This is a genomic window from Emticicia agri (assembly GCF_004168285.1).
GTDB classification, from domain to species: domain Bacteria; phylum Bacteroidota; class Bacteroidia; order Cytophagales; family Spirosomataceae; genus Emticicia; species Emticicia agri.
The window spans coordinates 1-17,004 of the sequence record NZ_SEWF01000023.1 but is presented as its reverse complement, the minus strand read 5'-3'; the positions used below and the strand labels follow the sequence as shown (position 1 = coordinate 17,004).

General features: G+C 39.1%; 13 protein-coding genes. 10 read left to right on the top strand and 3 right to left on the bottom strand.

Translation table 11 applies throughout. The features are described 5' to 3' along the window. Positions 1 to 54 precede the first annotated feature (54 nt). Positions 55 to 1,074 carry a PKD domain-containing protein gene (locus tag EWM59_RS15795; RefSeq protein ID WP_130022201.1) on the top strand — a complete coding sequence of 340 codons (1,020 nt, stop codon included), beginning with the start codon at positions 55 to 57 and terminating at the stop codon, positions 1,072 to 1,074. 78 nt (positions 1,075 to 1,152) lie between these two features. On the opposite strand, the gene rpsG is transcribed toward EWM59_RS15795, so the two are convergent. Beyond that, positions 1,153 to 1,620, bottom strand: coding sequence for a 30S ribosomal protein S7 (gene rpsG, locus EWM59_RS15790; RefSeq protein WP_130022200.1), 468 nt, complete (start codon positions 1,618 to 1,620; stop codon positions 1,153 to 1,155). 111 nt (positions 1,621 to 1,731) lie between these two features. Continuing rightward, the gene (gene rpsL / locus EWM59_RS15785; protein WP_116983627.1) at positions 1,732 to 2,145 is read right to left on the bottom strand and encodes a 30S ribosomal protein S12; all 414 of its coding nucleotides are present in this window, start codon (positions 2,143 to 2,145) and stop codon (positions 1,732 to 1,734) included. Positions 2,146 to 2,432: 287 nt separating this feature from the next. Between rpsL and EWM59_RS15780 the strand changes: the two genes are divergently transcribed. From EWM59_RS15780 to EWM59_RS15755, 6 genes are all read left to right on the top strand, one after another. Then, positions 2,433 to 3,299, top strand: a complete 867-nt coding sequence (locus EWM59_RS15780; protein ID WP_130022199.1) for a ThuA domain-containing protein — start codon at positions 2,433 to 2,435, stop codon at positions 3,297 to 3,299. A 197-nt stretch (positions 3,300 to 3,496) separates the two neighbouring features. After that, on the top strand, positions 3,497 to 6,652 hold the full coding sequence (locus EWM59_RS15775) for a PVC-type heme-binding CxxCH protein (protein WP_130022198.1): 3,156 nt from the start codon (positions 3,497 to 3,499) through the stop codon (positions 6,650 to 6,652). 227 nt (positions 6,653 to 6,879) lie between these two features. Further along, complete coding sequence (locus EWM59_RS15770) at positions 6,880 to 8,037, top strand: helix-turn-helix domain-containing protein (protein WP_130022197.1); 1,158 nt, start codon at positions 6,880 to 6,882, stop codon at positions 8,035 to 8,037. A gap of 104 nt (positions 8,038 to 8,141) precedes the next feature. After that, the gene (locus EWM59_RS15765) at positions 8,142 to 9,308 is read left to right on the top strand and encodes an acyltransferase family protein (protein ID WP_165372192.1); all 1,167 of its coding nucleotides are present in this window, start codon (positions 8,142 to 8,144) and stop codon (positions 9,306 to 9,308) included. 308 nt (positions 9,309 to 9,616) lie between these two features. After that, positions 9,617 to 10,117, top strand: coding sequence for a TlpA family protein disulfide reductase (locus tag EWM59_RS15760; protein ID WP_130022195.1), 501 nt, complete (start codon positions 9,617 to 9,619; stop codon positions 10,115 to 10,117). Between the two features lie 36 nt (positions 10,118 to 10,153). Beyond that, positions 10,154 to 10,768: a thioredoxin family protein gene (locus EWM59_RS15755; RefSeq protein WP_130022194.1), complete on the top strand. Its 615-nt coding sequence runs from the start codon at positions 10,154 to 10,156 to the stop codon at positions 10,766 to 10,768. 70 nt (positions 10,769 to 10,838) lie between these two features. Here EWM59_RS15755 and EWM59_RS15750 read toward each other — a convergent pair whose 3' ends face one another. Then, on the bottom strand, positions 10,839 to 12,356 hold the full coding sequence (locus tag EWM59_RS15750; RefSeq protein WP_130022193.1) for a choice-of-anchor I family protein: 1,518 nt from the start codon (positions 12,354 to 12,356) through the stop codon (positions 10,839 to 10,841). Positions 12,357 to 12,652: 296 nt separating this feature from the next. On the opposite strand from EWM59_RS15750, the gene EWM59_RS15745 reads away from it, so the two are divergent. From EWM59_RS15745 to EWM59_RS15735, 3 genes are all read left to right on the top strand, one after another. Beyond that, entirely contained in the window at positions 12,653 to 14,794 is a 2,142-nt protein-coding gene (locus EWM59_RS15745) for a S9 family peptidase (RefSeq protein ID WP_130022192.1), read from the top strand. Between the two features lie 234 nt (positions 14,795 to 15,028). Beyond that, the gene (locus EWM59_RS15740; protein WP_130022191.1) at positions 15,029 to 15,712 is read left to right on the top strand and encodes a 3-keto-disaccharide hydrolase; all 684 of its coding nucleotides are present in this window, start codon (positions 15,029 to 15,031) and stop codon (positions 15,710 to 15,712) included. A 245-nt stretch (positions 15,713 to 15,957) separates the two neighbouring features. Beyond that, positions 15,958 to 17,004 (top strand): hypothetical protein (locus EWM59_RS15735; protein WP_130020236.1); only part of this gene is annotated, 1,047 nt, incomplete at its 3' end.

Here is a 17,004-nt window from a genome sequence, read left to right as displayed (position 1 = left end):
CATTCCAACCTTTTTATAGATTGAGCAGTCAAAAAGATATACATAAAGGGAAAAATGAAAGAAGCATTTTCTATAATAAGTCTTTTTGTCTTACTGGCTTGCCAGCATAAGCAAGATAAAATTCCGCCCATAGTTTATACTCAACCGGATGCCACAATTTTAGTTGTGAATGTAGATGGGTCTAATACAGCCGCTTTTACCTTTCGATATAATAGTGGTGATAAGTATATATTCGACTTTGGAGATGGCAACACATTGACAGATAGTTTAGTAGGAATTACTGGATATGGAGAGTATCAACGTATTAATCATCAATACGCAAAAAATGGCGATTATACAGTCAAACTAACCATTAAAAATCCTAAATATACCCATCAGAGCCAAACAGTTGTTGAGGCACGAAGAATTGCTATCGCTGATTTCAGTTATGAAATATTAGCAAATGGGCAGGTGAAACTGAAGAATTTATCTGAAAACAAAGCGGAGACCTACCAATGGCTCATTAGCCCCTATCCTTTAACAAATGGCAATTTTTATATTTATAAATCTTCTAAGAAAGAGCCTGTTCTCAATTTTGATATCGATGGAACATATAAAATAACATTGCACGCAATCAATGGGAATACAAGTATTATCGAAAAAATTATAGCTATCAGAAATGCTGGAAAACAAATGTCTTTTTCAGGTTATTACAATGGTAAAAAAATCGTGGTTGCCTTAGATAGTTCTGACTTCTCCTTTAATTGTATTTATTCAAGTGATAAAATAACTCAGGTAATGAATAGTCGGCGTATTCAGACAAGTGAGACATCTCAGCCATTATTCTGGAGAGAGTATCATTTTCAACCCTATATAGGTAAAGAGGAAAAATATAAAATCATAAGAGATTTTATTAAAACTAAGGATACAGATGTTATCGAACTAAAAGAAGAAAACCTTGACCCGGAATTGTACAATAATGCAGGATCGGTGTATCCTAAAGCTCTCTGGATAACATACAAAGTTAACACTGCACAATTGGATGGAGAATTAAAGGTCAGACTGTTGATTTTAGAATATAGTAACCCCTATTAGATATTTATTACTCGATAAACAAAAAACCGCAAGCACCTTTCAGTACTTGCGGTTTTGTATGTAAACACTTCTGATTGATTAGAATCTGAAGTGTGAGAACGCTTTGTTAGCTTCTGCCATACGGTGCGTATCATCTTTTTTCTTCACTGCTGCACCTTCACCTTTTGAAGCCGCAACAATTTCACCTGCCAAACGCTCTGTCATGGTTTTCTCTCCACGTTTACGTGAATAGTTAATCAACCATTTCATTCCTAAAGATTGTTTACGCTCCGAACGTACCTCTGTTGGTACCTGGAAAGTAGCACCACCTACACGACGGCTCTTTACCTCTACCGATGGTGATACGTTGCTCAACGCTTTTTTCCAAAGCTCTAAGCCGTTTTCTTTTGTACGTTTTTCTACTAATTCTAATGCACCGTAGAAAATACTATAGGCAATACTTTTCTTGCCATCGTACATCAGGTTATTAACGAATTTTGTTACAACTACATCTCTGAATTTAGGATCAGGTAATACGTAACGTTTTTTTGGTTTTGCCTTTCTCATTTTTTTAAATAAGGTTTCGTTTTTTTGAAAACTAATTCACCCTGAAATTTCAGGATTACTACCCCGTAACTAAACGATTTTCCGTAGTGACGGTACTAAACATAAAAGCGATTATTTTTTCTTGCCGCCTTTTTGTGGAGCTGCAACCTGACCTGGTTTAGGACGTTTTGCACCATATTTCGAACGACTTTGTTTACGGTTGTTTACACCTGAAGTATCAAGGGCTCCGCGAACAATGTGATAACGTACACCTGGAAGGTCTTTTACACGACCACCACGAATCAATACGATTGAGTGCTCTTGTAGGTTGTGGCCTTCACCCGGAATATAGGCATTTACCTCTTTTGTGTTACTTAAGCGAACACGGGCTACTTTACGAAGCGCAGAGTTTGGTTTCTTTGGAGTCGTAGTATACACGCGAGTACACACGCCACGACGTTGTGGGCATGAGTCCAACGCTGGAGACTTCGATTTCCAAGTCATTTGCTCTCTACCGTTTCTTACTAATTGCTGTATAGTAGGCATTTTGTTTTGAAAATTATTTTTCGTTTAGTTACTAAATTCCTAAATAGGGCTGCAAAGGTACGACCTTTTTTTGAGAATAGAAAACAGTTTTGGAATATTTTTGGTCAAATAATGCCTTATTATCAATTATTTATCAAAAAAATGCTCTTTTTGTTGGCATTTGTCCAAACATTTTAATATCAGCCTCATTCAATGATATTATTTAAAAATATGTAAATTGCATACCAAATATTCAAACCTCGGGGTATTTAACCATACCCCTACATAAACCTATAAACCTTATATTTATGGCAAAATCCATAGTATCAACTTTTCTTTTGGCTTTATTTATCCATGTAACAGCAATTAAGTCATTCGCTCAATCCCAAAATGCCCCCTTGATAGTTTTTGTTACAGGCGAACATGAGTATAGTAGCGAACACACCTTTCCAGTGCTTGCTGCTGAACTAGAAAAAAACTACGGTTTCCGAACCAAAGTACTTATCGCCTACCCAGACCAGAATGCAGAAAAAAACATTCCGGGTTTAGAAGCCCTGAAAGATGCTGATTTAGCCGTATTTTCTCTCCGTTGGCGTCAATTACCCAAAGAACAACTCGACCACATCGAAGCCTATCTGAAAACAGGTAAGCCTGTCATGGGTTTCCGTACGACTACCCATGCCTTTAATTATCCGAAAGGGCATGAATCAGAAAAATGGAATGCTTTCGGCGAATTTGCACTCAACGCCCCTCCGGGTTGGGGTGGCAAAGCAGCCCATACCCACTACGGACACGAAAGTAGCACAGATGTAAGCATTATTCCTGCCGCAGCCAAGCATCCGATTCTGACGGGTGTAGCTCCTGATTTTCATGTCCGCTCGTGGTTATACAGAGTATTGCCTGATTATCCAACCAAAGGTTCAGAGTGGTTGCTAATGGGTAAATCGGTGAATCCTGATAAAGCAGCGATAGAAAACCCTGTGGCATGGACAGGCACTAATTCTTTCGGCGCAAAGGTATTTACAACAACCTTAGGCCACCCCGAAGATTTTCAGGTAGAAGCCTTCCAACGTCTCGTAATTAATGCGATTCATTGGGAATTAGGCAAACCTGTTCCAAAAAAATGGAAAGGCAAAATTGCTATAAATGTGCCTTATAGAGGTATGACCAAATAATATTTATAAAATTGTAGAGACGTAATGCATTACGTCTCCGAGGGCCTATCTCACCTAACAATTTATAATTGAGGATATTTTTTTACTACTAAAAGATAGGTTTTATCTATTTATCGTCCTTTGGAGACGTAATGCATTACGTCTCTACGGAAAAATAACAATAGCCCCAACAACACAACCCAAACACTATTCTATTCATGAAAAATATTAAACTATTCATAATCTTATTTGTGCTGACAGTCTTTGCTATCAGTTCATTTCAGGCTACTCCGCCTCCGACACTGACCGTTCAGAAAGACGCACATATTTCATTGATTGGTGGCAATTTAGGGTCAAGAATGATGAATTACGGGCTATTTGAGACCGAAATGCACGTTCGCTATCCCGATTATAATTTATACATCCGCAATATGTGTGATGGTGGCGATACCCCCGGTTTCAGGCCACACGCCAGTCGTAATTTACCCTGGGCTTTTCCGGGAGCAGAGCAGTTCCAGACAGAATATGCCAAGAAATCGGATAGCGAAGGGCATTTTGATTCACCTGACCAATGGCTTACTCGCCTGAAAACAGACATTATTATTGGGATGTTCGGGTATAGCGAGTCATTTCAGGGTAAGGCAAAATTAGATACCTACAAGGCCGAATTAGATGCGTTTATCAAATACACACTTAACCAGCAATACAACGGCAAAAGTGCGCCACAGTTAGTGATTGTTTCGCCCATTGCATTTGAAGACCTGACAAGCAAGTATGACCTGCCCAATGGTGTAAAAGAAAACGAAAACTTGTGGCTATACACCAAAGCCATGAAAGAAGTAGCCGACCGGAATAATGTGCTGTTTGTCGATGCTTTTACACCTTCTAAAAAATGGTATGATACCACACAGGAATTTCTGACTATTGATGGCTCACAATTGAATGAAGAAGGCTACAAAAGATTTTCGGCTTTATTGACAGATGCTATTTTTGGCAAAGCCCCTGCCAAAGCAGAAGCCAACAGAGGTTTGATTTTGTCGGCAGTGAATGAAAAAAACTGGATGTGGCACAACGACTATAAAATTCCGAATGGGGTGCATGTATATGGTCGTCGGTATAATCCTTTCGGGCCGGATAACTATCCTGCTGAAATTGAGAAAATTCGTCAAATGACTGATATTCGTGATAAGGCTGTCTGGTTGGCGGCATCCAAAGGTGAAAAAATGGATGTTACACTGGCCGATAAAAACACAAGAAACTTGCCGGAAGTGAAAACCAATTTTAACCCGGAGAAAAATGGCAGTTTAACTTACCTGTACGGACAAGAGGCTCTAAGTAAACTGAAAGTACCGGAGGGATATAAAATTGAGCTTTTTGCCTCGGAACAGGAATTCCCTGATTTAGCCAAGCCTATGCAAATGTCGTTTGATAATAAAGGACGTTTATGGGTGGCTGCCATGCCAAGTTATCCACACTATAAACCGGGTGATACTAAGCCTAATGACAAAATCCTGATTTTTGAAGATACCAATAATGATGGAAAAGCAGATAAACAAACCGTTTTTGCCGATGGTTTGCATCTGCCCCTTGGTTTTGAAATTACACATGAGGGTGTTTTTGTATCTCAAGGTACGAACCTAAAATTACTTACGGATACCAATGGTGATGATAAAGCAGATAAAGAAGAAATCATTTTTAGTGGATATGATGACCATGATACACACCATAACAGCCATGCCTATACGGTTGACCCCTCAGGAGCTATTTATTCGGGCGAGGGTGTTTTCCTGCATACTAATATAGAAACTTCTTATGGAACTGTACGTGCTACCAATGGCGGATTTTATAGATTCAGCCCACAATTGCGTAAATTAGAGCGTACAGCTCAGTTGTCTATCCCTAACCCCTGGGGAATTGCTTTTGATGAATGGGGACAACCATTTTTTGCAGAAACCTCAAGCCCTGATGTACGATGGATGATGCCAGGAACTGTATTGCCTCGTTATGGTGAATACACCCATAAAGGTGTACAATTGATACAAAAAGAACATATGGTTCGCCCGACCTCAGGTCTGGAATTTGTATCAAGCCGCCATTTCCCTGATGAAGTGCAAGGTGATTTATTAATCAACAATACCATTGGTTTCCTGGGCATGAAAATGCACAGCATGGTAGATGATGGTACGGGGTATAAAAGCAGACACAGAGCCGATTTAATTGTGAGTGAAGACCGTAACTTTCGTCCGGTAGATATGGAATTTGCGCCTGACGGTTCGCTCTTTGTAATTGACTGGCATAATATTCTGATAGGCCATATGCAACACAATGCCCGCGACCCATTGCGTGACCACTCACATGGCCGTGTTTACCGTATTACTTATCCATCAAGACCATTGGTAAAACCTGCTACCATTGCCGGAGCAAGTGTTGAAACATTATTGGATAATCTAAAATTACCCGAATATCGTACACGCTACCGCACACGCCGTGAATTGAGAGGCAGAAGTGCCGCAGAAGTATTGCCAAAAGTTACTAAATGGGTGGCGGCATTAGACAAAAACGACCCACGCTACGAACACCATGTATTAGAAGCACTATGGGTTACCTGGGGTTTAAATAAGGTTGACCAAAAACTGCTGAAACAAATGCTGAAAGCCAAAGACTATCATGCAAGAGCAGCAGCCATTGAAGTATTACGCTTTACAGGCCATCAGGTACCTGACCAGGCCGCTTTACTGATGCAGGCAGTAAAAGATGAAAACAACCGTGTACGTCTGGATGCCATTGTGGCATCTTCATGGATTGGTAAAGAAAAAGGCAATCCTATTTTAGCAGAAGCCAAAAAGAAACCTTTAGACGACTGGATGATTCATGCCTACGAAACAGCAGTAGCACACCTCAACGATATGCCTGTAAAGAAAGAAAAAGAGGTAGCAGAAAAATCGACTTTGAAAGGCGCAGAACTGGAATTGTTTAATATAGGTAAAACCATCTATGTTAAAGAGGGCTATTGCACTACCTGCCATCAGGCAGACGGTAAAGGTCTGACAGCCTCGGGTTTCCCTCCATTGGCCAATACAAACTGGGTAAATGGCAATGAAGAGCGGGCTATCAAGATTGTATTGAAAGGTTTATTAGGCCCCATAGAAGTCAATGGTAAAAAATATCCCGGACAAGTACCTATGACCCCATTTGAAGGTCTCTTAAACGATAAGGAAGTAGCGGCAGTATTAACCTATGTGCGCAACTCATTTGGCAATAAAGCGCCTGCTATTCAACCTGAAAAAGTAAAAGCAGTAAGAACCGCCTTAAAAAACCAGAAGGATATTTACAATGCTTCAAAGTTATTGGAGGAGCATCCTTTGGAGAAGTGATAGAGAGATATATACGCTACAATTTTGCCACAAAGTACACAAGAGACACGGGGGACGCCCAGTCAATGTTTCACTATAACAAATTGTGTAACATCGGGCATTTAGTGTACATTGTGGCAAAATTAAACAGTAGTAAACCATTATACTACATAATGCTACCTCGGCAAAATTGACAAGATTTGCCGAGGTATTTTTTTATTCGTAATTTGGTCTAAAAATTTGTCTGCATGTTGCCTTCGCTACCACTAAAAATTGATTTGTTTGCCATTATCATACTATTAGGCATAGTACAAGGCTTCTTTTTAGCATTCTTCTTTCTTACTACCAAACAAGGCAATAAAGTAGCTCATCGGTATTTAGGCTTGTTTTTATTGGCTATGTCTTTTGCCATTACAGAAGTATTGATGGGCTATACCAATTATACATTCCAGACGCTTTATCTCGTAGATATGGCCGAACCTACCAATTTTGTAATGGCGCCTCTTTCTTTTCTTTATTTAGAGACCTATATCACCGAACGCTTTACCAAAACACAGTTGCTACATTTTATTCCTTTTTTTGCTTATCTTATTTATATGTCGGTTTTGTTTTATCCCCTACCCGATATTCATCATTATAACTCTTACCTCTACGCTTTCCACCCTGATATGGCTACCATCCCTTGCGATTATGATGAGCGGGAATGGTACTATTTCTTTAAACATCATGTCAATGAGTTAATGTTTGTGCAGATGGTTATATATACCATAGCCAGTTTTTATGTAGTTATCCGGGCATTTAAAAAAGAGAATCTGCCGTTTAGCTCAAATCAGAGTCCTAAATTAAGTTGGGCACGTAATCAGGCTATTTCATTGGCCTCTATTGTTATCATCTTTCTTATTATTAAACAGACTTTCATTCATGATTTAGGAGACCATATTCTGGCAGGCCATATTACACTTATTATTTATGCAATTTCATTTACTGTTATCAACCGTTCAAAATTCTTTCACGACGAGCAAACAAAGACTGGTAAGAAATATGAAAAATCTTCTCTGACTACTGACATTCAGGATAATGTATTGGAGAAATTAGCAGAAGTAATGAATACCGAAAAGCCTTTTCTCAGTGATTCTTTTTCGTTGCCCGGTCTGGCAAAAATAGTAGCGGTTTCGCCTCATCACCTCTCACAAATTCTGAACGAAAAACTGGGACAAAGTTTTTTTGATTATACAGCTACCTACCGTATTAAAGAAGCACAACAATTATTAGTATCTCCCGAATATGCCCACATCAAAATTGAGGAAATAGCCGAAATGGTAGGTTATAACTCAAAATCGGCCTTTAATACTTCATTTAAGAAGATTGTTGGGCAGACACCCTCACAATTCAGGCTACAGAAATAGGTTCGTTTTTATCGGCTCGAACGTCTCGCTTATCGGAAAAGGCAGTCTATGCCTATGAGTCCCTCTACTTTTGTTGCATCATTTAAACAATTATGCACAAAATCATGGAATCTATTACGGCAACCTCAGCTCCCGAAACTAAAACAGCCAACCGCCAGTATTATATCGACTGGATTCGGGTATTGGCTTTCTGTATTCTCATCTTTTTTCATAGCGGTATGTTCTTTGTCAGTTGGGACTGGCATGTAAAAAACAATGTGATTAATCATACCATAGAGTACCCGATGGAATGGCTCCACCTCTGGCGTTTGCCTTTATTATTTTTCATTTCAGGGGTAGGCGTAAGTTTCGCCATGAAGTCCCGAACAGGGTGGCAATTTGTGGGCGAACGTACCAAACGTTTATTGCTTCCACTCGTATTTGGCATCTTTATCATTGTACCGCCACAGATTTATTTTGAACGACTACAAAGCGGGCAATTCAATGGGTCTTACATAGACTTTTATCCGAATATTTTCAATTTTATTCCCTATCCTAAAGGTGATTTTTCATGGCATCATCTATGGTTTGTGGCCTACTTATGGATTTTCTCCTTAATAAGTACACCTTTGTTCGTATGGTTAAAATCAGACAATGCCCAAAAAATAGTAAAGGCTGTAAGAAATAGACTCAGTAATATATGGGGTGTTTTGTTATTGAGTATAATCCCTATGATTCTTTACTGGACGCTTCGCCATAAATGGCCTGTTACCAATAACCTGATTGCTGACTGGTACAATTTTACTGTATCACTCACTATTTTTATCTATGGCTACCTGATAGGTACCAATCAGAAAATATGGGATATCATGGAGAAAAACCGTGTGGCGCTTTTCAGTATCGGTACATTCATTGTTGCATTCAGAATTTCTTTTGATGCTATTGTTGGTGAAATTCCTGACAATCTTCCTTTTATGCCCTTCATCAACGGTTTTCTGACCATGATAAGTCTCTGGACAACTATTTTAGGTATCTGTGGCTTTGCCAGGCATTACCTTAATTTTAAAAACAACTTCCTCACTTACAGCACCGAAGCCGTTTATCCTTTTTATATCCTGCACCAGACTATCACCGTAGTCCTTGGTTTTCATATAGCCGATTGGGATTTGAATGTATGGCTAAAACTATTCATTCTGGTGCTTGGTACTTTCGGGTTTAGTTTGTTTATCTATCATTTTCTGATTCGTCCTTTCAATTTTATGCGGTTGTTGTTTGGGGTGAAGGGGAAGTAGTTTTTTTACCATTCCTATCGCCTGTATAACAGCGAATGAATTCGCCGCCTAAACCAACAAAAGAATAATTAATAAGTATGTACGGACTTAAGTTCGTACTGTATCTATAAAGCCTTTGTTAACTTAGGCGGCGAATTCATTCGCTGTTACGTGATAGTCTTCGATAAAAAATTGAAAAAGGTTGAATAACTCAGTTTAAGTACTTAAATTTGATTAGACCTTAGTGTTTCGGTAAAGCTCTACCCCCATAAAATATCTCAGTTTTACAGACGTTTTTAGTAGACATTCAGCAGAAAAGCCTATTTTCTATGGTGAAGATAAAACAACTTATCGTTCTTTTCAGCTTCTTTCTTTGTTTGGGCTATACGGCTATGGGACAAAATGTACAGGTTATCAAATACCCTGCATTAGAAAAGATGTTCAAACAATCGAAAGATACGGTTTTGATAGTCAATTTTTGGGCAACCTGGTGTAAGCCGTGCATAGAGGAACTCCCGTACTTTGAGAATATCAGCAAAAAATACGAAGGCACAAAAGTAAAAGTAGTGTTGATTAATCTCGATGTAGTAAAAGATTTGACTACAAAAGTAAAACCCTTTGTAGGCAAAAATAACATCAGGTCGTCAGACATTTATCTCTTAGACGAACCTGATTATAATTCATGGATTGACAAGGTATCAGCCGATTGGTCGGGTTCGTTGCCTTTTACATTGATTGTTGGTTCAGACAACAAAATCCGCAAAACATTTGAAGAGCCTTTAACAGAAAGCCAACTCGAAAAAGAAATACAGCCATTTATCAAGCTATAACGTCTTTATTTATTGTTTAACACAATTTTGAATTTTATGAAAAGAACAAGCATTCTCAGCATGGCAGCAGCACTTTTTGTAGTGCTTAGCAGCTTTCTTTTACCTGCAGACGGCTATAAGGTAGGAGACAAAGTAATGATTTTCAACCTGAAAAATGTTGACAACAAAATGGTGGCTTTGGGACATGATGCAACCGCTAAAGGATATATTGTGGTCATTACCTGCAATACCTGTCCGGTAGCACAAGCTTATGAGCAACGTATCATTGATTTGAACAAGACTTATGCACCTAAAGGTTATCCGGTAATAGCTATCAATGCCAATGATAGTAACCGCTCACCGGGTGATAGTTTTGTAGAAATGCAGGACAGAGCCAAAAACAGCAAATATCAGTTTCCGTATTTGTTAGACGAAACCCAGGAAGTAGCCAAAACCTACGGTGCCAGAAGCACCCCAACGGCTTATGTGGTAAAACGTGAGGGCAATGATTACATTTTAGCTTATCATGGTGCTATCGACAATAATTCAAACGATGCCTCATCAGCCAATGTACATTATGTAAGCCAGGCAGTGAATGCACTCTTAGCGAATAAACCTGTAGAAATCACAACCGCCAAAGCCATAGGTTGTGGGATTAAGTGGAAGATGTAACGGATAAAATGCTATAAAAACAGGGGCTCAACCAAGCCCCTGTTTCACATTACTTCCAAACAGATATAGATTACAATTTATTTGCTTTATATACTTTTACAACCCCATCGTTTTCGCTGCTTACTACTAACAAACTTTGTTGAATAGGGCTTTTAGATGCCGGAATAAACGATACTCCTTCAGGTGCATCACCAGCAGGAATTATTTTCACAAATACCGGTGCAGTTGGATTTGTTACATCATACACAGCTACAGCATCTACTCTTTCCATGCCTACATAAGCTACCATTTTGCTTCCTACTCTGCCAATCGCAATGGCTTCCGGCTCAACTGATTTATCATCGCTTCTGGCATCATCATACAGATTGGCTTCTTTAATTTTTACATCCAGTTCGTTTTTACTGTCATATACTTGCTGGCCTGTTTGCGCATTCCATACCGAAAACGACCTTGCGCCAAAGCTATAGAGCGCATCATAATCGCCGTCACCATCTGTATCTCCCAACTTACTGGTCAGGTTTAAGCGTCCCATTTGTGCATCTGCTTTTAGTGCCGCTGCATTCGGGAAAGCCGTTTCATCTAATTTCAGGTCTTTCATGCGTTTTACTTCTGCAAAAGCATCATACTCACGGGCATCACCTTCATTGGCTGTAAACAAATAAGTTACGCCATTATGTCTCATAGAAGCAATGGCATCAGGCATATAAGTACCAAATACTTTCCAGTTAGCAAATGTGCCTATTGCGTTATCTCTATCGCTGATGTCTATCTGGTTGCCAGCCGCATTATAATCCTTAAAACCAAGTGGTGAGATTTTGGTAATGGTACCTGCTGTAATGTTGATTTCAGCAATCGCATTGTTTTCCTGTAAGGTTACCCATGCTGTTTTTGAGTCATCTGAAACGGTGATATATTCCGGCTCAATATCTTTTACAAAGTCTTTACCCGGCCCGAAAACCCTGAATCCTTTCGCCGTTAAGTCAGCTAACTGGCTGGCAAAAGCAGAGAAGTTTACCGTTTTTACTGCATAATTGTTGGCTACATCAATAATCGAGATTGAACCTTCAGGGTCGTTTGTATAACTGGCATTAGGCTCACCCTCATTGGCACTTAAAATATATTTACCATCTGGACTGTACGTAACCATATCTGGCAAGGCACCTACGATAATTACTTTTTCTTCGGCATAAGTGGCCGCATTAAATACTACTATTTTCCCGGCGGCTTGTTTGTCTGTAGACTCAATAGCAGCAGCCACTTTGCCATTATAAGCCGATACACTGTTCACATAGCCACCATAAGCTGCCATGCTGATTGAATGAATGCGTGAGATACTGGCAGGATTAGCCATATCAATCACATCAATTTTATTATTGTTTTCAAGGTTATTGACAGCAAATAATCTTTTGGTTTGTGCATCATAAGTAGTGATTTCTGCAGCAGCTAATCCTCCTAAATTGATTGAAGCGATTTCCTGATAAGTAGTCAGGTCTTCGTTGACCGTAAATTCTAAGGCTGGTACTTCTTCTTTGTTACACCCGACAACTGCTACAGTAATAGCGCAGGCTAATAGGATAATTTTTTTCATAAAGTTCTTTGAGTTCGTAGTTGGGCGCAAAAGTAGAGTTCGAATATTATCTTAGTGTTAACGAAAAATAAAGAAATCATCAATGAGCATGATTGTCAGGTACTGAGGTAGTAATAAATAATCAGGCTGTATTAGTCTTGCTTCTACTCAAAGCATCTATTTTTTTGCGATACTTATCTATGATTAGCGGATTCTTAGCCTATTCTCATACAGATGATATAAAAATTCTCTATTTTTAAGCATTAATTGTATGTAAGCGTATCCTTAATCATTCTGAACTAAACACTTCATTAAACATGAAAAAAGTCTTAGTACTTTTACTACTCAGTAATACCTGTGTCTTTGCCCAGAAAAAAGACTTTGATGTAAAAGAGTTAAAAGCGGGTCGTCCTCCACAAAATTTTACGCAGACCTTGCCCCTTGTGCAATGGGCTGATGGAGATAAATTATCGGTTGTGCAAAGAAGTGGTGAGACTAAAAATTTTGTATTAGACCTCACTAATGGAAAACTAACTGAAGGAACAGCTAAAATTTCTTCAAAAATACCACAACCCAAAATGTCAGTTTCTGTCAGAAACAATGATATTTTTCTGAAAGATAATAGTGGAGAAAAACAGTTGACTAACGATAAAGCCGAAGAAAAAAACCCGACTTTTTCGCCTGATAGTAACTTTGTTGCTTATACCAAAGACAATAATCTTTATACCTTCAATTTAAAAACCAATAAAGAAATACAGCATACGACTGATGGTACCAAGACTACCCTGAACGGTTATGCTACCTGGGTATATTGGGAAGAAATCTTTGGTCGCCCTACACGTTTCAGAGCATTCTGGTGGAGCCCTGACAGCAAAAAATTGGCTTTTATGCGTTTTGATGAAAGCAAAATACAGATGTTTCCGCTCTATAACAGCGAAGGGCAACATGGGTTTATTGAAGAAACACGATACCCGAAAAGTGGCGACCCGAACCCCGAAGCAAAAATAGGTTTTGTTTCACCGGAGGGTGGCAAAGTTACGTGGGCTGATTTTAACGAAAAAGAAGAACAATATTTTGGCTGGCCGGAGTGGCTATTAGATGGTAGCGGATTAATGGTACAATGGATTAACAGAGGTAATGATAACCTGAAACTGTACAATGTATCTCCTGCGAATGGTAGCAAAAAAGAAGTATATGCCGAAACCCAGAAAGCATGGATTGATATTGATGATGCCGATAACCGTTTAACTTTGCTTGAAGGCAATAAAGAAATGATTATTTTGAGTGATAAAAGTGGTTGGAAGCAATTATACTTATATGGTGTTGATGGTACATTTAAGAATAATATTACCAATGGCAAATTCACTATCAGGTCAGTAGAGGGTATCGACCAGAAAAACAGAGTGGTTTATTTTCATGCCAGAGGTCTTGAAAATTCTACCCGTTTCGATTTTTATCGGGTTGACTTTGATGGTAAAAACATGAAACGCCTCACTTTTGGCGATTTCAATCACCGCCAGATTCAATTGTCGCCTGACTATAAGTATTTCATTACTACCTACTCTAACATAAATACCCCAACTCAAATGGCGGTTGTGGACAATACCGGAAAAATCATTAAAGATTTAGGCACAGTAAAAGGTGCTGAAATGGATACTTACAATATAGCCAAATCGGAGCTTTTGAGAGTAAAAAGTGATGATGGTCTATTTGACTTGCCTATGACCATTACCTATCCACAGAATATGGTAGCAGGTAAAAAGTATCCGGTATTAATCAGTATTTATGGAGGCCCTGACGCAGGCTCTGTCTTTGACCAATGGTCATGGACAGCCCGTAGCCAATGGTATGCACAAGAGGGATTGATTCAGGTGGCATTTGACCACCGTGCCAGTGGGCATTTTGGCAAAGAAGGGGTGGCCTATATGCACCGCAAACTGGGCTACTGGGAAATGAAAGATTATATTACTTTAGTGAAATCGCTCATAGATAGAGGTATAGCTGACCCTACCAAAATCTGTATTACGGGCTTTAGCTATGGGGGTTATATGAGTTGTTATGCACTAACCTATGGTGCTGATGTATTTACGCACGGCATGGCAGGCGGAAGTGTAACAGACTGGAGTTTATACGATAGTGCTTATACCGAACGCTTTATGGATACCCCTGCTGAAAACCCTGAAGGGTATAAAAACAGTAGCGTAATGACACACGTAGATAAATACAAAGGGATGCTACAGATTGTTCATGGCACAATGGACGATAACGTGCACATGCAGAATAGTATTCAGCTCATCAGCAAACTGGAAGACCAGAAAAAAGATTTTGAATTTATGCTTTATCCGGGTGGAAGACATGGCTGGGGAGGTAATAAAGGCGTTCATTTCGATAATTTGAAAACCAAATTTATCTATAAATATTTGTTAGAAAAACCGGTTCCAGAAGGTCTTTTAAAATAACCGGAAATAAAAAATCAGGTAGCCAATAGTACTTTTAAAAAGCTATTGGCTATTTTTATGTATATAAAGTTATTAAATATAGTTCACTTTTTACCACAGAGTAACACAGAGTTTTGCACGGAGTTGCACAAAGTAATATATAAAGCCTCCCTGAAACTCTGTGTAAAACTTTGTGATACTCCGTGGTTTAAAGTCTTAATAAATAAATCAATCTATTGTAAAACCTATCAGTTTATGAAAAACGCTTTTGTTATAGTCGTTTTAATAGTCTTCTCACTAAGTGCCAAAGCACAAACCCGAAGCCTGTTCAGTTTCAAAAACTTTGATGGCTGGCATATTGATGTTCCGGCATTAGATAATAATCCCAACGGCAAGAACCCGTTTATTCTACGCAATGGTATGTTAGTCAGCCTTGCCGACCCCCAAGGACATATTATTACCGACTCAGTTTATGAAAATTATCGACTGGAAATAGAATATCGGTTTGCAGCCAAACCTGGCAATTGCGGAGTTATTTTGCATGCCTCAACGCCAAGAGTACTATATGCCATGTTTCCGAAATCTATTGAGGCACAATTGATGCACAAAAATGCCGGGGATTTCTGGTGTATCGGCGAAGACATCAGTGTGCCTGATATGGAAAAAAGACGAGGGCCGAAAAAAAACTGGGGCTCGGTGGACGGTAAAGAACGCAGAATAGTAAACCTGACCGATAAATCTGAAAAACCCGTAGGTGAATGGAATACCATGCGTGTAGAATGCCTGGGAGACCAAATAAAAGTATGGGTCAATGGCGATTTAGTCAATCATGGTTTTAATTGTACCGTCAGCAAAGGGCAAATTGCTTTACAGGCCGAAGGTTCAGAAGTAGAGTTTCGCAGAGTAGATTTTACCCCTATTACCCAATTGTCTAATTAGCTTATAACGGTATAATTTGTAAGGGATTATAATATATTATCCCTACGGGATACAAATACTCAAAAACTAATTTTTCTACAGATATATTATCCCTACGGGATATTTTTTAGTCCCGTTAGGGACGATATATTGGCGGCCGCCGCGCGGTAGAAAAATAGCTAAAATAGCTTTTAAGTCCCGTCGGGTAGGGTGTCCAGTAAAAGAAAAAGTTCTTGCAATTTTGTAATTGGAAAAGAACAAAATATATGCAAGAACCCAAGCAGTGGAATGCTTTAGGAACAAATATAGCTGAATTAAAAGCAAAAGTCAAAAATAGCCGAACAGAGCTTAGACAACTCAGACAGCGACTGAAAGAATTAGAGGCGAGTCGGGATTTGTGGAAGCGTAAATATAAGACCTTACAATCCTCAGAATTGCGTTCTGTCAAGCAAAATTCAGGTCGGATTACTAAAGCTCAAGGATATCAGTACAGTGTTCAGACTATTCAAATGAGTGTATACTTATACTTGGTTTTAGGCTGTGGCTATAGAGGAATTGTAAAGATTTTGCTATACATTCAGTTAGAATTCGGTGTTTTAGGCGTCTTACCCAGTAAAAGTATCATTGCTGTATGGGTGCAGAAATTAGGCTACTATAAATATACTCATCCAGTCTGTGAGCTTGGTAAGTCCTATGGTTTAATCATTGATGAGTGTATGGTAATCGGTCAGCAAAGGTTAGTACTTATCTTGGGAGTAGCTGCCCAAAAAGAGCAGCCAACTGCTTTAAACTATGAACAGGTCAGTGTTTTGTCTATCGCAGTGCGATCATCCTGGAAAGCGGAAGATATTAGGGCAGAGATTGAAAAAGTGACAGAAAAAATGGGTAGTAAACCTGTCTATATTATCAGTGATGGCAATAGTAATTTACGCAAGGGTATTGGTGATAGTGGTTGTATCAGGATTGCAGACGTCTCTCATCAAATAGCCTTGATAGTAGAGAAACACTATCGTAACCATGGTAAGTTTATCAGTTGGCAGCAAGCCATCGCACAGGCTAAATTTCAAGGAATCATGAGAGAGGTGGCCTACTTGCTTCCACCTAAACAAAGAGTGATTGCTCGGTTCATGAATTTAGAGCCCAGTATTGTCTGGTCAAAGAAGATTATTACTTGTTTTGAAACCTTTTCAGCCAAAGAACAAGACTTTTTTAGACCTATCAAACAGCATCAGGGCTTAATTGAAGAGCTTCAAGCAGTTTTTCAAATGAGTCAACAGGTAATAGATTTACTGAAAATCAAAGGGTTATCTTAT